At 31.0% G+C, this 26,068-nt stretch carries 17 protein-coding genes; 2 read left to right on the top strand and 15 right to left on the bottom strand.

Annotated elements, in window-relative coordinates:
* Nucleotides 1-48: 48 nt before the first annotated feature.
* From QSV08_RS08575 to QSV08_RS08565, 3 genes are all read right to left on the bottom strand, one after another.
* Nucleotides 49-1,146, bottom strand: a complete 1,098-nt coding sequence (locus QSV08_RS08575; protein WP_324027978.1) for a GNAT family N-acetyltransferase — start codon at nucleotides 1,144-1,146, stop codon at nucleotides 49-51.
* Between the two features lie 28 nt (nucleotides 1,147-1,174).
* Nucleotides 1,175-1,771, bottom strand: coding sequence for a formyltransferase family protein (locus QSV08_RS08570; protein ID WP_324027977.1), 597 nt, complete (start codon nucleotides 1,769-1,771; stop codon nucleotides 1,175-1,177).
* Nucleotides 1,772-1,903: 132 nt separating this feature from the next.
* Nucleotides 1,904-2,596: a hypothetical protein gene (locus QSV08_RS08565; RefSeq protein ID WP_324027976.1), complete on the bottom strand. Its 693-nt coding sequence runs from the start codon at nucleotides 2,594-2,596 to the stop codon at nucleotides 1,904-1,906.
* Between the two features lie 369 nt (nucleotides 2,597-2,965).
* Between QSV08_RS08565 and QSV08_RS08560 the strand changes: the two genes are divergently transcribed.
* Both QSV08_RS08560 and QSV08_RS08555 read left to right on the top strand, forming a co-directional pair.
* Nucleotides 2,966-10,978, top strand: coding sequence for a PKD domain-containing protein (locus QSV08_RS08560; RefSeq protein WP_324027975.1), 8,013 nt, complete (start codon nucleotides 2,966-2,968; stop codon nucleotides 10,976-10,978).
* 390 nt (nucleotides 10,979-11,368) lie between these two features.
* On the top strand, nucleotides 11,369-13,423 hold the full coding sequence (locus QSV08_RS08555; protein WP_324027974.1) for an HAD family hydrolase: 2,055 nt from the start codon (nucleotides 11,369-11,371) through the stop codon (nucleotides 13,421-13,423).
* Nucleotides 13,424-13,506: 83 nt separating this feature from the next.
* Here the strand turns inward: QSV08_RS08555 and QSV08_RS08550 are convergent, their stop codons facing one another.
* The 12 genes from QSV08_RS08550 to QSV08_RS08495 all read right to left on the bottom strand — a co-directional run bounded on the left by QSV08_RS08550 (nucleotide 13,507) and on the right by QSV08_RS08495 (nucleotide 25,848).
* The gene (locus tag QSV08_RS08550; protein WP_324027973.1) at nucleotides 13,507-14,157 is read right to left on the bottom strand and encodes an HAD family hydrolase; all 651 of its coding nucleotides are present in this window, start codon (nucleotides 14,155-14,157) and stop codon (nucleotides 13,507-13,509) included.
* A complete protein-coding gene (locus tag QSV08_RS08545; protein WP_324027972.1) occupies nucleotides 14,141-15,112 on the bottom strand; it encodes an ATP-grasp domain-containing protein in 972 nt (323 codons plus the stop codon). Before QSV08_RS08545 ends, QSV08_RS08550 begins: the two co-directional genes overlap by 17 nt.
* Nucleotides 15,113-15,229: 117 nt before the next feature.
* Complete coding sequence (locus QSV08_RS08540) at nucleotides 15,230-15,847, bottom strand: sugar transferase (protein WP_324027971.1); 618 nt, start codon at nucleotides 15,845-15,847, stop codon at nucleotides 15,230-15,232.
* A gap of 27 nt (nucleotides 15,848-15,874) precedes the next feature.
* Complete coding sequence (locus QSV08_RS08535) at nucleotides 15,875-16,864, bottom strand: glycosyltransferase family 4 protein (RefSeq protein ID WP_324027970.1); 990 nt, start codon at nucleotides 16,862-16,864, stop codon at nucleotides 15,875-15,877.
* A gap of 44 nt (nucleotides 16,865-16,908) precedes the next feature.
* Nucleotides 16,909-17,067 carry a hypothetical protein gene (locus tag QSV08_RS08530; RefSeq protein WP_324027969.1) on the bottom strand — a complete coding sequence of 53 codons (159 nt, stop codon included), beginning with the start codon at nucleotides 17,065-17,067 and terminating at the stop codon, nucleotides 16,909-16,911.
* A complete protein-coding gene (locus QSV08_RS08525) occupies nucleotides 17,027-17,614 on the bottom strand; it encodes an acyltransferase (RefSeq protein WP_324027968.1) in 588 nt (195 codons plus the stop codon). The genes QSV08_RS08530 and QSV08_RS08525 overlap by 41 nt, the downstream gene beginning before the upstream one ends.
* On the bottom strand, nucleotides 17,601-18,722 hold the full coding sequence (locus QSV08_RS08520; RefSeq protein WP_324027967.1) for a glycosyltransferase family 4 protein: 1,122 nt from the start codon (nucleotides 18,720-18,722) through the stop codon (nucleotides 17,601-17,603). Before QSV08_RS08520 ends, QSV08_RS08525 begins: the two co-directional genes overlap by 14 nt.
* Before the next feature lie 144 nt (nucleotides 18,723-18,866).
* Nucleotides 18,867-19,958 carry a glycosyltransferase gene (locus QSV08_RS08515; protein WP_324027966.1) on the bottom strand — a complete coding sequence of 364 codons (1,092 nt, stop codon included), beginning with the start codon at nucleotides 19,956-19,958 and terminating at the stop codon, nucleotides 18,867-18,869.
* Complete coding sequence (locus tag QSV08_RS08510; RefSeq protein WP_324027965.1) at nucleotides 19,948-21,402, bottom strand: lipopolysaccharide biosynthesis protein; 1,455 nt, start codon at nucleotides 21,400-21,402, stop codon at nucleotides 19,948-19,950. The genes QSV08_RS08515 and QSV08_RS08510 overlap by 11 nt, the downstream gene beginning before the upstream one ends.
* 23 nt (nucleotides 21,403-21,425) lie before the next feature.
* A complete protein-coding gene (locus QSV08_RS08505; protein WP_324027964.1) occupies nucleotides 21,426-22,610 on the bottom strand; it encodes an O-antigen ligase family protein in 1,185 nt (394 codons plus the stop codon).
* A 773-nt stretch (nucleotides 22,611-23,383) separates the two neighbouring features.
* Nucleotides 23,384-24,013 carry an IS30 family transposase gene (locus QSV08_RS08500; RefSeq protein WP_324028360.1) on the bottom strand — a complete coding sequence of 210 codons (630 nt, stop codon included), beginning with the start codon at nucleotides 24,011-24,013 and terminating at the stop codon, nucleotides 23,384-23,386.
* Nucleotides 24,014-24,279: 266 nt separating this feature from the next.
* The gene (locus QSV08_RS08495; protein WP_324027963.1) at nucleotides 24,280-25,848 is read right to left on the bottom strand and encodes a hypothetical protein; all 1,569 of its coding nucleotides are present in this window, start codon (nucleotides 25,846-25,848) and stop codon (nucleotides 24,280-24,282) included.
* Nucleotides 25,849-26,068 lie beyond the last annotated feature (220 nt).

The raw sequence follows: 26,068 nt of genomic DNA, 5'->3' as shown, positions 1-26,068 counted from the left end.
ATTATATCCATAAATTAAGTTTTAATCTATGGATATAATAGAATATAATTAAATTGTGATTGAATTATTTGGATTTCGATAAGCAGGAAAGAATTCAGTGATATCAGAGTTAATGATATTATTAATTCCGAAGGTGTTTTGAGATTCAATACTAAGATCATCATAAGTATTTTGATTTAGTATTTTTCTTCCTGTAAAAAATATGATGTCTTTTTCCTTTGGAAAAAAGGATTTTTTATAAGTATATAAGTTGTCATTATTAATTCTACCGCCACCTAGTATATATTGCTTAAAATTTTTAATCCTAGCCCAGTTTATAATATTTACTTTCAAAAAATCATTTGGTCTACAATTAAAATATTCAGAATTTGTTCCACCTAAATAAGAGTAAATTTTATTATTGGAAAGTAATAAAAATTCAGTGGAAATTGGAACTTCATTTTTATACACCATTGCGATTGCGCAGTGGTTTGGATTAGATTTAGTATAATTTTCAAAGTAATCTAGTGAGAAATATAATTGAATATCCGCACTGCGTCTTATCATAGTGTTTTTATAAATATCATAAAATTGATTAACGATTTTAGGTTCAATTTTATTGGTAAATAGTTCGAATTTTAATTGATTTACTTCAGCCTTCCTGTAGTTGTTACGTACTTTTTTATCAAATCTGGTCCATTGTAAGTTTTCTTCAACAATATCACCACAAACATTATCTAATGTAGGTTTTAAAACTCCGTTGTACCCGTGAGTATTGTTATCTAAACTAAAGCGAATAAATTCGGAAATTATATTATTATTATTATACCATAAATCAACTTCTTTCCAAAATATAGTTATTTCGAGTTCGGTTGCTTTTTCTGAGATTAAAGGACCGCTATATCCATACGGGCTAATAACATCTTTATGTTTCGTTGGTAATTTATTGATACTAATGTTTCGAATAATAATTGGCATGATTATTATTGGTTCGTTATTCACACTTAATAAAAAGTATTTAATTTTATTGGTAGAAAAATCATTTGAAATAGTTAAATCGAATTTAATGAATGGATTATCATCTTTTATTTTGGAGCAAATATCTAGATAAGATGTTAAATCTTTTTGGGACGATAAATCTACAATTTCGAAAGTATTAGCTGTCATATTTATTTTTATAGTGGGGTTGTTATTATCAAAGAAAATTAGAAACTTTCTGCATAGTTTTAATAATTATTTTTTTACCTTTTTTTCTAAATTTAGGGTATAAAGATTCGAAAGTATCTGAAACTTTTATTTTGATTGGTGTTTGGTATAAGATAAGACCCTTGTCATATTCGTCGTCTATAATGTGGGTGGTTATACCTGTTATTTTTACGCCATATGCTAATGCATCTTGAATAGCAGTTTTTGTGGCTAAAAAACTTGGAAAAAGTGATGGATGGATATTTATAATTTTATTCGGAAAGGTATCAAGCATTTCTTTTTGGATTAAATATTTATAATTCAAAAGAAAAATAAAATCTATTTCTCTTTTTAGAACTTCATTACAAATAACTCTTTGATGCTCTTTGGAATTTTGAAAGGAATATTTTGAGATTTCTAAAGTTTCAATACCATGTTTTTTTGCAGCTTCTAAAGCCGCGAATTCATTATTATCGTATATGATTAATGAAATTTCAAAATTATTTTGAACTGTATTTTGGTGATGTAAAATATTAATAATATCAATTATATTATTACCTATACCACTACATAATATAGCCCATTTTTTATTTCTTTTATTTTCCATTATAGCGATTTATTTAAAAATTAAAGACATATATCTGATGCTATTTATTTTACAATAAAAGTATGTTTAATTGGAAAATAATGTTCTCGTTTTGTGAATGTTTTAAGTATAAATTTATAGTGAAATTTAATCTTATGATCCAACTGTGAAATTAAAAACTGACGAGGTTGATTCGTTTCCAACACTGTCTTTTGTTATAATCTTCCAGTAATAAGTTTTACCCGCTTCCACGGGTATCTCGCTAAATCTAGTGTCGGTGACATCGGTTCCATAAAGCTGAGGGTCTTTTGCTTCACCAAAAAATAAGTCATAAGAAACAATATCGTCATCTGGGTCTTCTGATTTCCAAATTAAATTTACGCTTGTACTTGTTTGTGATATTGAAGCTCCTGAAACAGGGGAGATAGCTGTAGCGGCTAAAGGTGGTTCAGATGTATCCCATGGACCTAGATTTATAAAAGTCCATGTTGCACTTATGTTATTTATAGAATCTTTTACGATCCACGAATATGCTACATCACGTTGAAGTATTATTGAAGCGTTAGTCGTGGCGCTTTCATAAATTGTGGTTTCATAATTGCTAAGGTTTTTTAGTTCTAAAAAGTATAAATTTTCATTACCGATACCTTCGTTATGCCATTCGAAAACTAATTCACTTTCCGTATCAGAAATAATCATTCCATCTGAAACTTCAGACGTGTTTTTGGGAAATATTAGTTTTATCGATTTAATACTATTGTTGATTTCCAGAACATCAGAATCTATACCACACGAATAAGCGTTAATTATCAAAAATAATAGTAATAAGCATTTTCTGATTTCCATTTATATTCGCGTATTTACTTTTGTAATTTAATATCTATACATAATAAAGTGAACCCTTTTGTTTAGGTTATTAAATAAATAGAAATTAAACGTTGGTAAAAATAGGTATTTCATAGTAAAAATTTGTATTGGTATTAATTAATCTCTTTGATTTTGGATTTTGCAATAATGGTTGTTGAGGACATAATATCCATCAAAAAAAATAATGGTTAATTTCAGAATTTTCTTAATAATCAAGTGCTTTATTACTATTAGTATTCATTGAAATTAAACGTTTTTATATGGTTTTGAACGATATTAATCTGTTCTTAATGCGTTATGTGTTTTTTTTGTAAGATAATTATACCCATCTCTATATTATTTAGAATTATGATTAAAAAAATTACTTCTTCTTTTCGTAACTTAAAGAAAATTGTACTCGCAACTGGTGTTATAGGTGCTGTAGCTACTTTTATGAGTTTTAGCCCTATGTTTTTTGGACCAGGTTTATCTGAAGCTACTCCTTTTGTAGCTTTTTCAGATGATAACTTTCCAGACCTTAATGTCAGTACGGAACCTTACGAAGTGGCATTTGAAAATTTAACTTTCGACTGGCCTTTGACTTTTAACCCTGTACCAACTCAAAACCGTATTATAGTCGGTCAATTGAATGGAGAAATTTTTTGGATTGATGATAATCAAGCTGCTAATGTAAAAAATTTAATAGTAGATTTTTCTGATGAGGTTGGCGATGCAGTAACTCCAAATATTGAAGTTTGGGATGGAGGTCTTTTAGGACTTGAGTTGCATCCCAATTTTGGTTTAGGTGGTAATAATTATGTATATATTTTTTATACTACAGAATCAGAAACGGGTGATGATACATTAAGTTCTGGAGGTAATGGTACATTTGGTTGCGATTTAGAAGAGTTTCATGGTAATTACATTCATTTGGAACGTTTTGAGTTAGACCCTGCTAATTTAACATTTGTTGAGGGATCTAGAGATATAATGATTAGAAGAAGGATGTTGAATACTACGCACCGTGGTGGAGCTATGGTTTTTGGTGACGACGGATTTCTTTATGTAGCAGTTGGTGAACAAGGACGTGCAATTAGTGCGCAGAATATGACAGAGAATATTGATGGTGGTGTTCTACGTATAGATGTAGATATGGATATTACTAAAAGTCACGCTCCTATCAGAACAATGCCTGAAGATGTAGGTGATGCACAAGAAATTACAGGTCAAAATTATTTTATTCCTAATGATAACCCATTTATAGATAATACGGGTGAAATATTTGAAGAGTATTATTCTATAGGAAATAGAAGCCCGCACCGAATGAGTAAAGATTCTCAGACTGGATCAATTTATTTAGGTGAAGTAGGCTTTAGTACACATGATGAAATTAATGTGCTTTCTAGTGGAGCAAATTATGGTTGGCCAGTTTACGAGGGTCCAGCAGATGGACCATTCAATGGTTGTGATGTTGATGGTTTATTGAATGATATGCCTCACCAATTACCATTGACTGCATTTTCAAGAGATGATGCTGGTTCAATAATTGGAGGTTATGTTTATAGAGGTTCTGAATTTACAGCATTTAATGGTGATTATATTACTGCAGATTGGTTGACACAAAAAATTCTTTCGGTAAATATTGCTACAGGCGATGTTACAACTTTAGGTACTTTACCTAGAAGACCAATTTCTTTTGGTGAAGATTCTGATGGTGATATTTACTATTTAACTCAAGGTAATAATGTTCAGTTATTGCGTTTTGTAGAACCAGGTGTGGTAATTGGAGTGCCACAAACTTTGACAGAAACAGGGGCATTTACAGATGTTGAGAATTTGGTAGTTGCAGATGGTTATTTGCCATATGAATTAATTGATCCCTTTTGGTCGGATGGTGCAGTAAAAAAGCGTTGGATGGCAATACCAAACGATGGGAATCCAAATACAGCTGCAGAACAAATTGATTTTTCAGAAAATGGTGTATGGGAATTTCCTATAGGTACTGTTTTAATAAAACATTTTGATTATCCTATTGATGAAAATAATAGTACAGTATTAGAAAAAGTTGAAACTAGGTTTTCTATTAAAAATAGTAATGGCAACTGGACTTTTTTATCTTATAAATGGAATACGGCACAAGATGAAGCTACTTTAATTGATATGAGTAGTGGTGATTTAAAAGATGTAGAAGTAACATTAGCAGGTGGAGGTACTGAGACTATAACATGGCAATATCCTTCTACTAGTGAATGTCTTAGTTGTCATAATGAGATATCTAAAGGTACATTAGGACCTAGAACAAGATATTTAAATAGTGAGTTTGATTACGCAGTTCAAGGTGGTATAGTAGGTAATCAATTAGTAACCCTTAGTGAATTAGGTTTTATTGAAGAAAATATTACTGATGGTATTGCTGAAGGTTATTTAACACATACCTCTATTAATGATTTAAACGGCAGCTTAGATGATAAGGCAAGATCTTATTTAGATTTAAATTGTGCATATTGTCATCAAGCAGATAATAATTTACGTGCAGATTTTGATTTAAGATTGGCTAATAGTCTTATAGAAACAAATTTATTAAGCGCTACAATAGCTGAGCCTGTAGAGGATATGGCAGAGGATCAAAAAATACTATTTGTTAAAGATGCGGCTAAATCGCAAATTTTTCATAGAGCGAATTCCTTAACTTCTGGTGTTAAGATGCCATTGGTAGCAAAGAACCAAGTTGATGAAGCTGGTGTTGCTTTATTAGAAGAGTGGATAAATCAATTATCTGTTCCACCCACACCAGTTGTAAGTGCAGATCCTGTTTTAGGTAATGTACCTTTAAATGTGAATTTCACCGGTAGTGAATCTTCAGATGATGAAAGTGTAGATTTATTTGAATGGGATTTTGGTGACGGTAATAGCTCTACAGAAGCAGACCCCAGTTATACTTATACAGAAATAGGTGTTTATACAGCTACATTAGTAGTTACAGACAATGATGGTCAAACTGGTACAAAAACTATTGAAATTACAGTAACAGGTGGTGATGTTAATAATGTAGCTGATGAAAATACAAATATAGCATTAGCCAATGATGCCATAATATCTGGTCAGATAGATGGTGGTGAGGGTCGTGGAATACCCCAAGATATATTATATGACCCTTCTAAAGATGATTATTTTGTAGCTACTAATTTCAATGAATATGGGGATCTTCGTTACCATAATGCAGGTACTTTACCTGTAGAAGAAGCGCTAACCTGGAGAGTAGATTGGCTTAGTAAGAAACTAGTTAATTATGTTACTTTTGGTGGAGCATTTCCTAATCAACCGCAACCAAATACGGCTTGGAGATTGAGCTACCGTGTTGGTAATGAATGGACTGTTTTAGAAGAAGGTATTGGTGGATGGATTGATGATGGTATCTATGAATGGGGGGGTAAGGCTCAGGCACCATTTGAGGTAGATGGATTTCGTATGCAGCTATTTAGTGATGGAACAAATGATTTAGTTAGTGCTCACTTAAGAGCTAGAGGAGGTACATCATTACTTATTAATGATAGTGGAGAAAATACTAAGGCAACACTATTTCAATATTTAACAGATGATGGTTCACCTGTTGCTTCATTTGATTTTATGGCTGATGAATTAGAAGTTACTTTTGATTCTTCAGAAAGTACAGATGATAATGGTATTGTAACGTATGCTTGGGATTTTGGAGATGGAGAAGTTTCTGATGAAGCAAATCCAGTACATAACTACACAGCAGATGGTACATATGATGTTACATTAACACTTACTGATGCAGATGGTTTAACAGATTTTTTCACGGAAAGTATAACCGTTGAAGGTATACCAACTATTCCTGTGGCGATTGCTTCATCAAACGTGACAACTGGTCCGGCGCCATTGGATGTACAATTTACAGGAAGTAATTCAACGGATGACATTGCAATAATTAGTTATGTTTGGGATTTTGGTGATGGAGCAACTTCTATAGAAGAAGATCCTTCATACGAATATACTGTGCCTGGGAATTATCTCGCTACATTAACAGTAACAGATGCGGATGGTAACGAAAATGAAACAACAATTAATATTGTTGCTAATGGAGGTGCTGTAGATAATAATGCTAATGCAGGTATTAATTTAGCTTTATTGTCAGATGCATCGGTTAGTGGTTCATCAGTAGATGGTAAAGGCACTCCTCAAGCCATTCTATATGACCCATTGGCGGAAAATTACTTTGTTGTCACTGATTTTAATGAATATGGCGTCGCTAATGGAGAGAACTTAGGTACTCCAGATGCAGATAATGGTTTTAATTGGCAGGTAGATTGGGCGAATAGAAAAGAAGTGAACTATATTACTTTTGGTGGTGTTTACCCAAATCAACCACAACCAAATTCTTTATGGAGAATTAGTTATAGAATTGGAGATGTTTGGACAATGTTAGAAGAAGGTGCTGGTGGTTGGATCGATGCTGGTATATATGAATGGGGTGGTGCAACAATGACACCGATACAAATGGATGGGCTAAGAGTTCAGGTGTACAGTAATGGAACTAATGATTTAGTAAGCATACATTTAAGAGGTAGAGGTGGTGTATCTAATATAATTGATGATAGCGCTACATTAACGAAGGCTACATTAATTCAATATTTACCTGATACAGGAGCTCCTGAAAGCGAATTCGATTATGCTTCGAATGATTTAGAAGTAACTTTTGATTCTTCAGCAAGTACAGATAATGTTGGGATTGTATCCTATACTTGGGATTTTGGGGATGGAAATGGTTCAACAAACCCTAATCCAATACATACGTATATTGAAGAAGGAACATATAATGTAACACTTACGGTCACAGATGAAAATGGTTTGAGTGATATTTCTGCGCAAGAAATTATAGTGACAAGAGATAATTCAGTTCCTATAGCAATAGCATTAGCAGATATTATGGTAGGTCCAGCACCATTAAATGTGCAATTCTCAGGTAGTACCTCAACTGATAATGTTGGTGTTGTTACCTATGCATGGGATTTCGGGAACGGGAATACATCAAACGTAGCTGATCCTAATTATACCTTTGCAACATCTGGTAATTATATGGTGACGTTGACTGTAACTGATGCTGATGGTAATACAAATGTCGACGAATTAACAATATTGGCAAATGGTGGCGATGTAGATAATAATCCAAATGCAGGTTTAAATATCGCATTATTACCAGATGCTGTGCTTAGCGGTTCAACTAACGATGGCAGAGGTACACCGCAAGCAATTCTTTATGATCCTTCAAAAGATGATTATTTTGAACGTACAGATTTTAATGAATACGGAGTTCCTAGAGGAGAGAACTTAGGTACTCCAGGTGTAGAAGATGCTTTTTTGTGGCAAGTAGATTGGGCGAACAGAAAAGATGTTAACTATATTACTTTTGGAGGAGTGTTTGATAATCAACCGCAACCAAATTCTTTATGGCGTATTAGTTATCTAGTAGGTAGCGAATGGATCATTTTGGAAGAAGGTACCGGAGGATGGATTGACTCCGGAATATTTGAATGGGGTGGGTCAGAAGAAACTCCAATTAGCATAGACGGCCTACGTGTACAGATTTATAGTGACGGAATTAACGATTTAATCAGTATACACTTAAGAGGTCGTGGTGGTAGATCTAACATTATAAATGATAGCGCTTCAGAAACAAAGGCAACTTTAATTCAATATTTACCACCAGTTGGCGCGCCAGAGAGTGTTTTTGAATTTACTGTTGATAACCTTCAATTAGATTTTGATTCCTCGCTTAGTACTGATGATGTTGGTATTATATTGTACGAATGGGATTTTGGCGATGGTAATGTATCTACAGATGCTAATCCTTCAAATATTTATCCTACTTCAGGATCATTTACAGTTACTTTGACTGTAACCGATGCAGAAGGTTATAGTGATACTTCTTCTCAGGTAATTAACCTAGGAGCTCCGGCAAATGAAGCGCCTGTCGCAGAAATAGAAACTAGTTTAGTCACTGGAGCAGCACCACTTACAGAAGAATTTGTTGGAAGTAACTCTACAGATGATGTTGCTGTGGTGTCTTATGAATGGGATTTTGGAGATGGTAATACATCAACTGAGATAGACCCGACTTATATTTATACAGTGGCAGGTAATTATACCGCAACATTGACTGTAACTGATGAACAAGGATTAACAGACCAAGTTTCTGTTTCCATTATTGTAACAAGTGATGTCGCAGACAACTCACCAAATGCAGGTGTAAACATTGCATTACTACCAGATGCAACTATAAGTAGTTCTGTGGAAAATCCACGAGGTACTGTTCAATCTATTTTATATGATCCATCAAGAGGTGATTATTTTGTAAGGACAAATTATAATGAGTTCGGTGAAGCTTTTGGAGTTAATTTAGGCACACCAGATGTTGATGACGCTTTTCAATGGCAAGTAGACTGGGCTTCACGTAAAATTGTAAACTATATTACTTTTGGTGGTGTTTATGAAAATCAACCGCAACCAAATTCATTATGGAGAATTAGCTACCGTGTAGGTAATGATTGGGTTATTTTAGATGAAGGCGTTGGAGGTTGGATTGATGCCGGTATTTACGAATGGGGTAGTTCTGAACAGGCACCTATACAAATTGATGGACTTCGTGTTCAAGTGTATAGTGACGGAATAAATGATGTTGTTAGTGTTCACTTACGTGGGCGAGGAGGTATATCTAATAGTATTGACGATAGTGCTACAGAGACTAAAGCAACATTAATTCAATATTTACCAGATGCTGGTGCTCCAGAAAGTAGTTTTGATTACGTAATTAATGAGCTGCAAGTAGATTTTGATTCTTCTGCTAGTATAGATGACAATGGTATTGTTTCATATGCATGGGATTTTGGAGATGGTAATAGCTCTAATGAAGCGAATCCAGTTCATATTTACTCAGAGTCAGGTACTTATGATGTTACCTTGACGGTTACTGATGCGGATGGTAAATTAGATACTTCTGCTGCTACAATTACAGTTTTAGGAAATGGTATTCCAGTTGCGGTAGCAAGCGCAGATGTATTGGAAGGTGAAGCTTCACTTACAGTTTCATTTGACGGAAGTGGGTCAACAGATGATAATGCTGTTGTAACGTATGCTTGGGATTTTGATGATGATGATATTTCAAATGAAATTAACCCAGTCCATGTATTTGATGAGGTCGGTGAGTATACTGTTACTTTAACTGTAAGCGATGCTGAAGGACAAACGCATAGTACAACATTGACGATAACTGTGAATGAAGAAAATGAAGCTCCAATAGCAATTGCCAGTGCAGATGTTATTTTTGGTGAAGCACCACAGACAATTTTATTTGTAGGTAGCACTTCAACTGATGATGTGGGTGTAGTTAGCTACGCTTGGGATTTCGTAGATGGTGGTACGTCAACAGAAGCAGACCCTGAATATACCTTTTCAACCAATGGTGTATTTGAGGTTACATTGACGGTAACTGATGCAGATGGCTTAATGGATATTACTTCGTTAACCATAACAGTTGAAGAAAATATAGAAGAAAATGAAGCACCTGTAGCTATTGCGACTGCTGATATTATTGCTGGTGAAGTGCCACTAACAGTTTCGTTTATAGGTAGTGAATCAACAGATGATGTTGGTGTAATTAGCTACGCTTGGGATTTTGTTGATGGAGGGTCATCGACAGAGGCAGATACTGAGTATACCTTTAACACAGCAGGTGAATATGAGGTAAGCTTAATAGTAACTGATACAGAAGGATTATCGGATACAACTACTTTGACAATAACTGTCGGCGAGAGTATTGTTGAGAATGAAGCTCCTATAGCTATTGCTAGTTCAGATATTGATTCAGGTGAAGCTCCGCTAACTGTTCTTTTTGTGGGTAGTGCTTCAGTAGATGATACAGAAGTAATTTCTTATGCTTGGGACTTTGGTGATGGAGGAACTTCTTCTGAAGTAGATCCAGAATATATCTTTAATACAGCAGGAGTATATGAGGTTACCTTAACTGTAGAAGATGCAGAAGGTTTAACTGATAGCGTAACTATCACTATTACAGTTGAGGATAATGCACCGCTTGATGTAGAATTAGATATGGTTTTATCGCCCAATCCATCAATAGATTATGTAGAAATAACATTGAACGGTATTGTGTCAGAAGATGATATTATTGGTTTTACATTGCACGACTCTGCAGGAAGGTTAATCAGACAATATCTTCCAGATGAAATTTCAACAAACGGAACTTACATTATTGATTTGGCAATTTTAACCACTGATGTTTATGTAGTTACTGTAGTTCTTAATAATGGAGAGCTAGTTTCTAAAAGAATGATTTTGAGAAAATAAGTTACTAATATCTAAGAAAAATGCCGTATTTCTATATAGTAGAAATACGGCATTTATGGTTAAATAAATTATGCCGAAAATATTAATTCTAAAAATGGGACTAGTATTATCGTAAATACATACTCATTATCAAATAATTAGGTTTGTGTTTTTTGCATTTGAACTTAAAATATTAAAATTATAATTCTATAATTAGGTAAGAAATCCCTTGTGCAGTTATTTATACTATTTTATCGATTAATTATACTAAATCTTATTATTTAGGGTTTAATTTGTCATTAAGAGGTATATAAGTACTTAAGATTTGGTAATTAAATTATTTATAAATATGTACAGTATTTTTAAGCCAAACTTTCAAATATTTAATTTATTAAATAAAAATCAAAAAAATTGAACAATACAATACGTAAAATTAAGAGTAATTCTACCATTAGGACTGTTTTTACAGACTTGTTTGACACTTTGATTCATCGTTCGGTTCATCCAAATTATGTATATAGAATTTGGGCAAAATTTCTTATTAGAGATTTGGGACTACATATAGACATAAGTACTTTATTTAAAATTAGGGCAGACGCAACTTCTAAGTTAGCAGAAGATATGAACCTTAGTAAGGTAGAGGTACCTTACGAGCTGGTAATGAAAGATGTTTATCACAGGTTAGTAAATTCAGATAATTTGAATGATTTGAACTGGGACTGGAATACATTTTTTTATTATACTCAAGAAGCAGATTATAGAAGTGAAACTTCCGTTCAATTTTTAAATACTTCTTTGGTTGATGGACTTAAGAGTTTAAAAGAGGAGAATTATAATATATATATAGTTTCAGATTATCATTTGCCAAAAACTATAATTAATAGGTTATTAGACCATCATGGTATAACAGCTATTTTCAATGAGGTTTTTATTTCGTGCGATTTAGAGAAAAGTAAGGAAAGTTCAGGTAATATTTACCCATTGGTATTAGATAAAACTGGTTCGATAGCCACGCATACCGCTATGATGGGTGATAATAAAATTAGTGATGTAGTTAATGCTACTAAACATGGTTTAAATGGACATTTTTTAAAACACTATTCTCATAAATTTAGAAATAAGAAAAATTTATTTGGTAGTGTTAGTACAGAATTTAAAAATGTTTGTAGTAAAACAGAAAAGGCTTGTAAGAATAGTGATTTTCCATTTAGTGAATACATTATTCATTTTTACTTCTTTACTGAACGTTTGTATGCCGAAGCAAAAAGAAATGGAATTAAAGATTTATTCTTTTTAGCACGAGAAGGTCATTATTTAAAACAGATATTTGATACATATCAAGAATTTAATGGGCTAAGAGAAGAGGATTATATTAAAACTCATTATTTTAAAGCATCTAGACATTCTGCTAAACAAGTTTCCTTAAAGCCTATTGAAGAAGAAAAATTTGCCCCAATAAAAAAGAACTATGATGTAATGTCGACTGGTCAATTTTTAACTTCTTTTAATATTGATGAGCATGATATCTTAACTATTGCATCAGAAATTGGAGTAAATAAAGATGAAGAAATAGAAAATTTTAGTAAATCTGAAGTAGTTGCTAAATTAAGAGTTAACGAGCGTTTTAAATTTGCTTATGAAACTCATAGGGTAGGACAGCGTGATGCTTTCAATAACTATCTAAAATCATTTAATGTTGACCTGAAATCTGATGGTATGACTTTAGTAGATGTCGGTTGGGGAGGCACTATGCAAGAATGTATTTATCAATATTTAAATTGTGAAGTTCCGGTTACGGGATATTATATTGGTTTACGAGAAATTTATACTATTGAAAGTAAAACTAGAAGATACGGTTTAAATTTTACCGTTTATCCTAAAAAGGATTATTCGGATCATATTTTACAAGCAAACGGACAATTATATGAACAATTATTAGCTGCTCCGCACGGTAGTACATTAGGGTATAAAGACAACCCTAATTCTCCTACTATAGAATATCATGAACCTAATGAGAAAAAGGTCTTTGATGAGTTTATTTCACCGATACAACAGTTTATGGATAGTCAGTTTGATAACTTACTTACTTCATTGGATGGGGTTACGTATACTGATAACATGGTTCAAGATTATATGACAGCATTGGCATTAAGATTAGGTCTTTTTACTAATAGAAAAAAATTGAAGTTTATTCAATTGATTTCAAAAGGCTTTTACCAGAATGTTGGAGGCAATAAAGTAGGTATGGTCTATGACCCTAGTCAACTTTCACAATCTAAAGTTCAGCTCTTAAAAGAGTTTATTTGGAGTCCAGAAAAGACCTTTCGATACCTTGTAAAAGTGAAACCTCTTTTATTCGATAAAAAACTATCTTGGTTAGGATGGACGGTGAGTTCTACTTATTATTACATAAAAGCAAATAGATATTTAAAAAAGAAATTCTTTAATAAAGAACTAATTTCATAGCTACTTAATTCGTTTAAAATAAAAAGCTGTTATATTTTAACATATAACAGCTTTTTATTTTTCAACTACTTGTTTGTATAGCTTTAGGTAATATTTATGTCCAGAAAAGACTGTATAAGATACTCTGGTCTATTCTCTTGATAATTATGAGAATTGGAATGTATATTCATGCCATTATCGATTAAACCAACTGTATGCCATCCCATTTTACGTGGAGCTATAAAATCTTTTTTAAAATTATCACCAAAATAATAATAAGTTTCTACTTTAAGTTCATTTTCTATTTTTTGAAAATTTGCCGGATTAGGTTTCTCACTACCTAAACTTTCAGATATCACGCAGTAGTCCATATGCTGAAATATACCTAACGATTTCAATTTATTTGTTTGGGTAATTTCACGACCATCAGTAACAATACCAAGTTTTCCTTTATTTGCTTTAACCATTTTTATAGTGTCCATTACTCCAGGGAAAGGTTCTATAGTAGGAATATGATTTCTATACTTTTTTAATAGATGTTCTGTGGGAATACTAAAGGTTTTAGAGAGAAACAAGAAAGGGTTTTTCCCACTTCTATATAAAGAAAATACTTGATTGTATAGTGATTTTGCTTGTTCTGGTTTTAAGTTAAAACAGATATCCCAATACGCAGATTTAAGAAATGACAGTTCATTATATAAAGTATCATCTAAATCAAAAATTAAAGCTGTATCCTCGTTAATCTTTATATTCATGAACTAGTACTTCAGCATCATAACGTAACATAAGTAAATCTTCATCCCATTCATCGAAGTAACCGGTTAAATCTTCTCCTAACAAATATTCCTTCAAAATCCATTGTACATAATTTGCTCCTGCACTATGAGTTAATGGGTAACCGCCACCAAATCTCGGATTTACTTCAATACCATAAATTTCTTTAGATTCTTTATGCATGAAGAACTGAACAGTTAGACAGCCTCGAATACCAACTAATTGTTTTAACTGTTTTTTTATAAAAGGTACCAACTCATTTCTTTTAGTAATTCCTTTGTTTACCTCACCTGCTCTTACTAATAATCGTTGTCTAGGTACCGCACATCTTAAATTACCATTTTTGGTATAATAAAGGTCACATGTAAACTCGTCATATAAATTATGATCCAAGTATTCTAAAAACATAAGTTTTTTGTTTTCATAATGGTATTCTGTTAATTCGTCTTTATCTTTTATAAGAAAATTATCAATACTACTACTGCCGTCATATGGTTTTATGTAAATTGGTAGTTGAAAATTATTTTTAGAGTATTCTTCAGCTACATTAATTCCTTTAGATTCAAAGAAATCATGAATCATACGTTTATCTCTACATTGTGCTATAAACTCCTCATCGGGAACCACTACAGTAATATTATTTTCTGAAAGTAATTTTTTGTTTTGCGCTAGTGGTAATACAGATGTATCTATAGTTGGTATAATCAAAGAAATACCTAATTCATTACATTTTTTAATTAATGTATCTATATAATCTTCATGATTTGAATGAAGCATTTCAAAATAATCATCGGCTACCATACATGCTGACGATAAATTTGGGTCCATGTCTGAACCATAAACTTTAGCTTCTGGAAATATTGCTTTTAATTCTTTTTTAAAAAACTTGACCAAAGAAACCCTTCGACCTGCGGATGTAATTAAAATATTGTTCATTTTACAGTTTTGTCTTGGTTAAGTTATTTTATGTAAATATTGTGGGCGATAATAAAAAGATATAATTCTTAAGGACATTTTGACATATAATCAAAAATACCATTTCTTTATACCATTTCAATTGAATAAATGTTTTCTTTCAATATCAAGGTCCGCCATATAAGAACTTTGATCCAGTTCCACATCAGAGGTTTTAAATACTTTAATTAAAGTCTTATAGAATATTTGAACATCTTGTATAATACCTAAATGTTCAACGTAGTAAATGTCTTTTTGAAATTTTTCGTCCCAACTCATGTAATTACGACCAGTTATTTGGGCTAAACCGGTAATGCCAGGTCTAACTGAAAACCGAATTCTCTCTTCGGGTTTATAAAAAGGGAGGTATTTAACTAATAATGGTCGCGGACCAATAAGACTCATATCACCTTTTAAAACATTAATTAACTGTGGTAGTTCGTCGATAGATGTTTTTCGAACAAAAATTCCAAGCGGAGTTAGTCTAATTGAATCTGCTAATAACTCACCATTCTCATCTTTCTTATTATTCATGGTTTTAAATTTTAAAACCTTGAATACTTTTTCATTTTTTCCTGGTCTTTTTTGAGTAAAGAAGGGAGTGTCTTTGAAATCTATGGTCAATATAAGGGCAACTATTAATAAAATAGGAAATAACAATATAAGACCTATTAAGGATAAGATAATATCAAATAAGCGTTTAAAAATTGGGTACATTTTTTAATTTTAAGTATTATAAAATCACTAAATTTTAATTGAATCTATGACGGCAGCAAATTGTTTGCAAAGCAGAGATTTATCGTAAACTGTCTCTGCTAACTTTCTTGAGTTTTTGCCCATAACCTTTAGTTTTTCTGGCTCTTTTTGTAATGCAATTAACTTTTCAGCAAATTCTTTAGGCGATTCTGGATCAACATAAACACCACAATTATGCTTTTCTACCAAATCTTTTGTCCATCCATTAGAATTAACAATAATAGGTTTTTCGGCAGATAAAGAATCGAATAATTTGTTAGGTGAGTTAGTGCCTAGTATTGGTATATTACTAAAAGTGACTAATGATATATCACATAAATTTACAATTTCAGAGGTTTTCTCCATATTAAAAAAACCTAAGTAAGTTACATTGTTACAACCATCTTTAGTATGGTAATTTTCAATTAATTCTTTCCCAGGGCCACTGCCTATAAATAAAAACTCAATTGTTTTATTTTCTTTTAAAAGATGAGCTGTTTCTAAAATATATTCTATTGCATTAGCTTGCCCTAAAGCACCAAAGTAAATAACCTTAAAGGTTTCCTCACTTATATTTAATTCCTGCATAAGAGCCATATTCGGTTCTCTAGACCAAAATGCGTCAATCTTAGCCATGTTAGGTATCATGCTAACTTTACTATCAGGTGTGCCTACTTTTAAAACTCCATCTTGCATACCTGGTGATAGGGCAATGACATGAGAGGCATTTTTGTAAATACTACGTTCAAACCATTTAGCAAGCTTAATAGCAGTTTTATTATTGAGACCCCCCATTTGAATAGGAACTTCTGGCCATAAATCTCTAACCTCAAATAAGTAAGGTATTTTTTTAAATTTTTTCAAAACCAAAGCCGGAAACCCAATTGTTAGTGGGGTAGAGGTGGCAATTACAAAATCTATATTTTTTTCTTTTAACGCTAAATATGTAGAGAAGAACATAAAATGCAAAAACGATTTTAGTCTAGATGCAATACTCATGGTTTGCGAATATGGCACTCTAACATAGATGACATCAATACCATCTACAGTTTTTCGCTCAAATCTTTTTTGTTTTTTTTACCTAAAGATATTACGGTAACCTTATGACCATTTTTAAGAAGTTCTAAGCTGTTCCAATAAGATCGGGTACCACCTGGTTGATCAGGTGTTGTGAAGTATTGATGTAGGTATAGAATGTTCATGCTCAAGTTGGTTTAATATTTTAATTGCTTCCGCTGGATTTAAATTCCAATAATTAGATTCTTTTATGCTTTTAAAAGTATCATCACTTAATCGTTTTTTGTAAAATTTTGCCGGGCTTCCGAAATAAATTGAATTTTCTGGTATATCTGTATTAACAAAAGACATAGCACCTATTACCGCACCATCTCCAATAGTTACCCCCTGTTTTATTATACAACCTGCTGCTATCCAAACGTCATTGCCAATTGTTGTAACTTTATCATAAACACAATGCTTACTTAACCTTGGTGATGTACTTGCCCACCAATATGAATGTTGCATACCACCTATTTGTACGCCAGGAGCTATAGATGAATAATTACCTATCTTGGTATTTATTATTACAGTATTACAGGCAATGTAATTTTCTTTGCCAATTTTTGAATCAGAGATTAACGTATTATTACTAATTTTAGTAGTGTAATGAATTTTGTTTTTTTTGATATAATCTTTAGGTATTCTTAATACTACTTTTATAAAAAAGAATATATTTTTAATTATTTGCATGTTTCTTATAAAGTTGGGTGTATTTCGTTGCTATATTACTCCAACGAAATAAAGAGAAATCTATTTTGTCTAAATTATATTCTTTGTAATTATCTATAAGATTTATCAGACTTATCTTAATCTGTTCATAATCATCAATTTTACATTTTTCGCCTACAGCAAAATTAAAAACATTATCGATTCCATCATTTTCTAAATAAAGTAATGGTAAGCCTTGAGATAAACTTTCAATATATACTAAACCAAAAGTTTCGCCTTTCGAAGGCATTGCGAAAATATGATTTTCATTATAGATATCCTTTAGTTTATTCTTATCATTTACTTTACCTAATAAATTAAAGGTGTCTTTATATTTAAGAGCTAGTTCTTCTATTTTTTTTTCATCTTCACCGCCAGAACCAACAATATTTAATTCAAGATTGTAACCAGATTTGTTTAAATCGATAACGACATTGGCTAATTTGATTAAGTTTTTTCGTGGTATTAACCTTCCGACGTAAAGAATTTTGAAGGGAACAATTTGTTTTTTCTTTTCTTGATTATCAAGCCAAAAATTATCGATACCATTGTAAATTACCTTAGACTTACTTTTTAAAAACTTTTTATCACCTAAAATTAAAGGGTGTTGATAAAATTTCTTTTGTAAAGAATCACTTATAAAAATAATTTGTTCGGCTTCTTTTAAAATATTTTTGGCTTTAAATATTAAATCAGGACGATATTTTAGAAACACTTCTAAATCTGTCGATCTAATGGCTACAATATAAGGTATGTTATATTTTTTTTTAAGTAAATAAGATAAACCTCCATCACTAAATAAAGTAGTTGCATGCGATATTTTAATTTTTGAAATATCAATTTTTGAAATCAAATCTTTAAATAAAAACGAAATTTTACTTCGATATAAAAATTTATGTGTTTTTTTTAGCTTATCGGAATATAGAATTCTACTATTATTGGTTTTAAAATTTATATTGTTATTCCCTATTGGCGTCGTATCTCTTACAGGATTAAATATTACTTGAGGAATATTTAAATCATCTATAGATTTATATAGGTTACTGTGAACCTTTGTTAATGAAAAATCATTACAAATATGTAAAATCATTTTAAAAATTTCTTTATGGTTAACCTTGAATAAATAGGTATAGTTTCATTTTTTTAAAATTCATACTATTTTTAATATTTATTTTTTTAATACATATAACCAAGTCTAAATATTCAATCTAGTTAAAATATATTTGACATAAACTTAATTTTGCATTAAAGTTTCTTCCCATTTATTGATTATATTTTTTAAACTGTATTCTGTTTTAAATTTTTTATTATTACGAGAAAACTCCATCATTTTATCTGGATGTGCTAATAGATGTATAATTTTATTAGCCATTTCGTTTTGATTAAAGGGTTCTATTAGATAGCCATTAATATTCTCTCTAATAATTTCATTAGGTCCTGTAGGAACGTCATAGCTTATTAAAGGTAATTGAGAGGCTAAACCTTCAAGTAAGCTCATAGGGAACCCCTCATATCTAGATGTCATTACCATTAAAGAATAATCATTATAAAGTTCATATAGCTTATTAGATTGTCCCATTAGAATTACGATATCCTTTACGCCTTTTTCTTCAATTCGTTGCTCTAAAGTTTTTTTATGTTCACCGGACCCATAAATATGCCATTTAAGATTTGGATATTTCATCTTAACTATTTTAGCAATGTCTATAATATCCTCGAAATTTTTCTCAAAGGAAAGTCTCCCTACACTTATAATTTTATTAGTATTTGGAAGAAACATTTTTGATTGTTTTTCTAATTTTGCATCTATAGGATTATAAATCTGTACTACCCGCTTAGCTAGTGTTTCTTTAGAATAATTTTCTTCATCTGCCTTTGTTAGTGTAATTAAAGTTGTAGAAAATGTAGCAGTAATATGTTCGTTAAACATTCTAAACTGTTTTTTCGAAGCACCTTTAAAGCTAGTATGCGACCAGTAAATTAGCTTTGTTTTATTAAAAACGGTACTAAGAACGCCTAATGGCCCTACAATTTGACCACAAGATATTAATATGTCAATTTTATTAAAAGCTAGAATATTTCTTAATCTTTTAGACGCCTTAAAAATTCCTTTTTTCATTGAGGTTTGATTTTCAAGAAGATAATGGTATGGAATTTCATCATTCCAACCATATGAAGTAGGACCTTTTTTTGCGTAGCTGATTATATGGATTTCAAAATTTTCTATATTATTTAGTTGGTCTGAAATCAGGGAAGTTACTCTGCCTATACCTCCTCTTTCGGTAATTATACTTAAAAGAAAAGCTATTCTTTTCTTATTTGCCATCCTTTATTTTTTTAAATATTGTTATTACTTTTACCTTCATGGTTAGATATTCGTTAGTTTTAAAAACTTCATTGGTAATTAAGAAAACGAATAATCCTGTAATAAGTTGCAATAAAACTAAAAGATGATAGGGTAAATTGGTGAGGTAAGATATTGCGTACATAACTGATGATGTCGTCAAAGCTATCAAGATAAATGGAATAGCATCTTTTATTTGATTTTTTAAATCGTATTTTATAATTTTTTTAGTGTAAAAACTATTTATGAAATATTCTATAATTGAAAAAATAACAAGGCCCCAAATCATGTGCTTTATACTATAGTTTATTGTAACTAATATAATAGGTACTAAAATTATCTTTTTTATTATTTCTAGTTTTAAATTTAGATTAGAATAACCCTTAACAAGTAGTAAATTAAGATGAAGAATTTGCAGCGGATATAATAATCCTGGTATACAAAGTAATTGTAGATAAATTATTGATTGGCGCCATTTTTCACCTATAAGTAGTAGAATAATCGGTTCTGCCATTGCTGCTATGCTTAACATTATCGTGAAATTCAGAAACATACTATATCTCATAAATTGTACAAACTTAGCTTTTAAATTTTTCTGATCATTCTGAAAATTAGATAAAATCGGGAAACTTATTCGTCTAATTGCTACAGCTATATTAGTTGAAAAAGGAGTTTGAAATTGGTCAGCTCTTGTATAAAAACCTAATGCAATAGGGGTAAAGAATTTACCAATAATAAAATAATAAGCATTTTTGTATGCTGTATTAATTAGATTTCCAATTAATAATTTGTAACCGTAATCAAATAGTTCTTTAAAGCTTTCTAATGAAAAAATAAGTTTAGGAATCCAAGATGCAAACAACCAAAGCAATATTGTTGTTATGAAGGGTCTAAGTATGAAAAAGGCTATCAAACTCCATATTTCGAAATTGCTGTAAGCCATAAAAATGGCAATAGCTCCACTAATAATAGAAGAAATAATAGCAATGAATCCAAGTTTTTTAAATTCTAAAATCTTAGTAAGTAAGGTTCTTTGAATTAGAGATACTGCATTAATTATAAGAACTACGCCAGATACTTTAATTAATTCATTTAAGGATGGTGTTTCGAAAAAAGAGGCAATACTAGGGGCGGTAATGTAAAGTATAAAATAAAGCACGCAAGCTGTTAATAGGTTAGTGTAGAATACAGTATTAAAATCATTTTCGGTGGCATCAATTTTTCTAATTAAAGCAGTGCCAAAGCCTGCTTCAACCACAGAGTTAGCAACAGTTATTATTGCGGTTATTATACCTACCAATCCAAAATCTTTAGGACTAAGAAGCCTAGCTAAAACTATACCCACTAAAAACACAGAGCCTTGGCTAAATATTCCTTCAAATATTGTCCAGCTAAAACCATTTATTGCTTTTTTTTTAAAAGACACAATTACGTTATTTAATGGTTAATTTATTCTCTATTAATTTGGAAAGTAGTGTCTCTTTTTTGGAGGGTAATTATTAAAAAAAAGTACATCATTGAAAAAGGAAATTTATAAAAAACATAGAAGTTGTTGTATATGAGAAATGTTATAAAAAAAAGTAAATAAAATTTATATAAAGGATTTTTTTTATCTCGCCTATAGTTTCGGTAACTTTTGAAAGTTGGTATTAAGAAAAGGGAAAACAGTAAAATGCCACCAACTAATCCTTGTTCAGCAAGTATTTCAGTATAAGAATTATGAGTAAATAAACCAAACTTATTGTATAATGGAAACTGGCCTAAGCCTACTCCGAAAATTGGGTTCTCTTGAAATACTTCGATTCCTTTTTCTATCAATAGTTCCCTTGAATCTTTAGTGTTTTCCTTAATTTCCACTCTGTTTTGAATTCTTGAACCCTCATAAATTTTTATAAATTGGAAGGCCAAAAGTAATATAGAAATTAATATGATTAGCTTTCTGAAGACTTTATAAAAACTATTAATTGTTTTAGGTTTATTAACAAAAATCCAAAAACAAATATTAATTAATGTAATTAAAAGAAGACCAGCTCTGGATTGAGTTGTGAATGCTATAATTAGAAATAACAAGGGTAATACTAGCAAGAGTATTAATATCAACCTGTTCTTAAATTTTAAATATAAGTAGAATAAAGAAAAATTAGCAAAAACGCAAAAATAGGAATATGCATTTGCATTTAATAAAAATCTATCACGTACGGCAAGGGCTGAGGCGAAATCTGTAGTGATGTTGCCATTAATGACCATAATTCCAAATAAAAATAGTATAGATAATATATAACCTATATGGAAATAGATACTATAGTTGACATTTGTAACTAGTCCTATTACGATATAAGCAGATATAACCGCTCCAAATAATGAACTTAAACTAGTTGTATATTCATCATAGCCTTTGTAGTAATAAATTGTAATCAAACTAAGTATGAAGAGTGTTAAGAAAATAAAAAACTCTTTTTTATTAGAATGGAAGCTATTGCTATCATATATAAATGCGATTCCAGCTAAAAAAGGTAGTAAGCCTAAAGTAACAATTTGCTGAAGTTGAAAAAAGGGTCCAAGTGCATTTAAAAATACTATAATAAATATTATAAATATACCGAGTAACAATTTTGGTTGGTTTGTTTTTTCCATTCACTTGTAATAATGTAAACTATTTTAGTTTTGACTCTAATTTATTTGATATACCAATAATTTTAAGCAAAGATAACGAGAGATTAATTTTTAAAATTAATATTCAACATTAAATAATAATAATAATAGATTTTGCGTATTCACTTTAATTAGATGTATGTATACAATAACTCTTATTATTTGGTATTGTTATAATCTTCTAATACAAAAAAGAATTAAAAGGAAATAATAATTTTATTTATTTCACCTGGTATTATTAGATAATTATTTAGATTTTCCTGAATTTGGATAGAAATTATATTTATGAGAAAATATTTCTTGTAGAATTGTGAAGTTTTATCTAGAATATGGCTTTTAAATTAAGCCGAGTTATGACTATATATATGCTATTTTGGTGAAATATTTTTTTTAGGTAATAAATGCTATTGGTGGTTTTAAATACTGTCTTTTTATACCAATAAGTAATTTAAAATTTATTAATATTATTTAAAAGTTTAACTAGGCTAAGTTCAACCCATAAGTGCAACAATTTTATTGTTTAGGACTTCAATTGGGTTATTATAATTAAATTTCCTAATAGGTCTGTAATTTAGTAATCTTTCTACTTCTTTTATTCTTTGATCTTTAATGTTTCTTAAGTCTGTTTTCTTTGGAAAAAACTTTCTGATAACACCTATTCTGTTTTCTACCGTTCCTTTGTCTTGAGATGTATACGGTCTTGTGAAGTAAGTTTTTACATTTAGGTCTTTTGCTATCTTATGATGATAAGTAAATTATTTTCCGTTATCGAATGTGATGGTCTTAATCCAAGATGTGCTAAAATTGGTCAATCTCCGGTTCATTTTCTCATATACTTCATCTGCATTTTTACTCTTGAGTTTTTCGATCATCGTTATCAAAGTTGTCCTATCGGTCATTACCAATAATGCCGATTTATGATTGCTGCCCATCATGAGGTCAACTTCTATATCCCCGATACGAGAGCGTTTCCCTACTACCTCGGGACGTACATCTATAACGATTCTTCCTGTAATAGCTCCACGTCTATCCTGCTTATTATTTCGTTTTTGCCTGCGTCCCGTATGACGTAAGTGTATATATAGTTTCTTGTAGTTTTTATGCTCCCTATGATTACTATGTTTTGCAATCCATATCCATTTGTAAATTGTCTCATGACTTACACATTCTTCGGATTCTTTGGATAATCGTTTTGAAATCAGCTCTGGACTCCACTTCTCATATTTTAGTAGACCTTCAATACGTTTTTTCAAACGCTCGCTTAGAACCACTTTCTTTTGCTTGCAGGCATGTCGAGAATCTGTCTTTGCCTGTGCATGTTCGCCTATATATTCTCCAGCTGTTCTACCACGCTGTGGAATATTTCGTTTAAGCTCACGACAAATAGTACTTCTATGAACACCTATTTGTTGCGCTATCTTTATTTAGGATAATCCTAAATCAAATAGTGTTTTGAATTTGATACCTTTGAAAAAGGCAAAGTTGTTTATAATTTTTCATGCAAGACGAATATAAATATTGAGCCTAAAACAGATGGGGCTAGTCCCGTCTGTTTTAAATATTCGTGTTGCACTTATGACTTGAACTTAGAGTATACCTAAAACTCAAAATAATTAATTATTTTGAGTTTTAGGTATGGTAAATTAATCTTTTATTTTTCAGGAAATACAGGTTTTCCGTCTTCCAATATTTTTGCGTTTAAAGCAGCTATTCCTAGAGGTTGAATACCATAGTATGTTAAATTATTTTCAGTATAATCATTTTTAATTCGATTTTGAATTTCATTATCATAGCTTCCTAATATCAACCATTCATGTATTCTTCCTTGTAAATCGAATTCTCCAGTTCCATCAACATTGGACTTGAAGTTCGATCCATATTCTTCCTTCCAAATAACATTTTTAAGAGTTGATTTTAAAGAATTGATATCTGCTTCATTCCAATACATGTCATTCTCATAGGCAGTTACTATAAAGCTTACTATAGCACCGGCATGGTCTGTATCTTGTATTGAATTAATGTCCCAGCGTTGGCTCCACGTAACTGCAGAAGAAACTTTGTTATTAGATTGTAATTGATTTCTTAGGTTAGAAGGGCGTCCGACCATTGTACCGAAAGATATATTGTCAAAAACTGTTTTGTATTTTTCTTTTCCAGTAATGATGTAAAGCTCCATTCCAATTCTAGCCCAATGTGTAGACATGTGGGTATTAATTCTGTAAAAGTTATTTAATCCTTGTACTTCATATCTCTCCCATATATTTTTTTCAGAAAATGCTAAAAGTTCTTCATACTGTTTTTGGTAATTACCTGTTGCTCTTAAATTTGGGGATTGATGCATTATTCTAGTTAAAGTTGCAACATATCTCCAGTAATAACTATCCCATAAAGCATAACCATCATTATCATTGTTAGGCCAGCCTAAGTAATCATTACCAACATCTACTGCATCATCAATTGTAAGGTTAATTAATTTTAGTGCTTCATCTAAATAACTGTTATCTCCTGATGCCTGCCACATTTTAATTAGTCCATCAACATAGTATGCTAGAAAATAATATTCTTGACCAACATTTGCAGTCTTAGCTTTTGATAAAGCATCGGCATGATCTATTTGATTGTCATTATCTAGCCATTCTTTATCAAATTTTTCTTTCCACTCCTTAACACTTTCACTTATTTCATTTGGTGCTCTGTAGGTATCTTCAACTATAATGGACTGGTCATTAGTAACAGTAACTATACCATCTTCTTGGGTAACCGTTCCATCTTCATTAACTTCTTCTGCAGTGTAGGTGAAAGTATCCTCAAATTCTTCTTGTGCAGGTTCTTCGGTTTGTTCTGGTTCTTCGGTTTGTTCTGGTTCTCCCGTATGTGCAGTATCTGTAGTTTCTTCTGGCTCTGCTTCAGTTATTATAGTGTAGGTAAGCGTATTGTTATCATTAATTATAACATCGCCAAATTTTGCGCTTGAAATATCTGTTATGGTGACATTTTCAATATTAACAAAATTGTCGTTATTCAATACATCTAAAATAGTGCTATTGGTGTCTGATATATAAAATACATCATTAACAACAATACTTTCAATATCGAGACTTAACTCTTTATTAATAACATATTCTGATAACAAATCGGAATCTTTACTACAAGATTGAAAAATAAAAATAAGACATAAAAAGACTGCCATGCGTGTGGGGTGTTGTAGGTTTCGCATCATGGGGTTAAATTGTTTAATTACTTAAGATTTAGGATTTTAAAAATATTCCTTTTTTTTAAAATAACGATGAAATAAATACTTTATTCGATGAACTACTATAGTTTCACTTAGTTATTACGTATGGTGTATGTGTTTTGGATTAAAAAAATATTTTTTTTCGATAAGATACTGTTTTCTTTAACATTTCATCTTTTAAAGTAAATTACGGGTGATTTTTTGA

This window comes from Maribacter sp. BPC-D8 (assembly GCF_035207705.1).
In the GTDB taxonomy this organism is placed as follows: domain Bacteria; phylum Bacteroidota; class Bacteroidia; order Flavobacteriales; family Flavobacteriaceae; genus Maribacter.
The sequence above is the reverse complement of the archived record's forward strand: the minus strand, read 5'-3'. Positions and strand labels throughout refer to the sequence as shown.

Coding starts and splice junctions, on each gene's coding strand:
- QSV08_RS08520 (WP_324027967.1), bottom strand. CDS start 18,722: ATGATTTTACATATTTGTAATGATTTTTCATTAACAAAGGTTCACAGT.
- QSV08_RS08565 (WP_324027976.1), bottom strand. CDS start 2,596: ATGGAAATCAGAAAATGCTTATTACTATTATTTTTGATAATTAACGCT.
- QSV08_RS08525 (WP_324027968.1), bottom strand. CDS start 17,614: ATGCAAATAATTAAAAATATATTCTTTTTTATAAAAGTAGTATTAAGA.
- QSV08_RS08560 (WP_324027975.1), top strand. CDS start 2,966: ATGATTAAAAAAATTACTTCTTCTTTTCGTAACTTAAAGAAAATTGTA.
- QSV08_RS08530 (WP_324027969.1), bottom strand. CDS start 17,067: ATGAACATTCTATACCTACATCAATACTTCACAACACCTGATCAACCA.
- QSV08_RS08495 (WP_324027963.1), bottom strand. CDS start 25,848: ATGATGCGAAACCTACAACACCCCACACGCATGGCAGTCTTTTTATGT.
- QSV08_RS08505 (WP_324027964.1), bottom strand. CDS start 22,610: ATGGAAAAAACAAACCAACCAAAATTGTTACTCGGTATATTTATAATA.
- QSV08_RS08550 (WP_324027973.1), bottom strand. CDS start 14,157: ATGAATATAAAGATTAACGAGGATACAGCTTTAATTTTTGATTTAGAT.
- QSV08_RS08575 (WP_324027978.1), bottom strand. CDS start 1,146: ATGACAGCTAATACTTTCGAAATTGTAGATTTATCGTCCCAAAAAGAT.
- QSV08_RS08540 (WP_324027971.1), bottom strand. CDS start 15,847: ATGTACCCAATTTTTAAACGCTTATTTGATATTATCTTATCCTTAATA.
- QSV08_RS08515 (WP_324027966.1), bottom strand. CDS start 19,958: ATGGCAAATAAGAAAAGAATAGCTTTTCTTTTAAGTATAATTACCGAA.
- QSV08_RS08535 (WP_324027970.1), bottom strand. CDS start 16,864: ATGAGTATTGCATCTAGACTAAAATCGTTTTTGCATTTTATGTTCTTC.
- QSV08_RS08545 (WP_324027972.1), bottom strand. CDS start 15,112: ATGAACAATATTTTAATTACATCCGCAGGTCGAAGGGTTTCTTTGGTC.
- QSV08_RS08570 (WP_324027977.1), bottom strand. CDS start 1,771: ATGGAAAATAAAAGAAATAAAAAATGGGCTATATTATGTAGTGGTATA.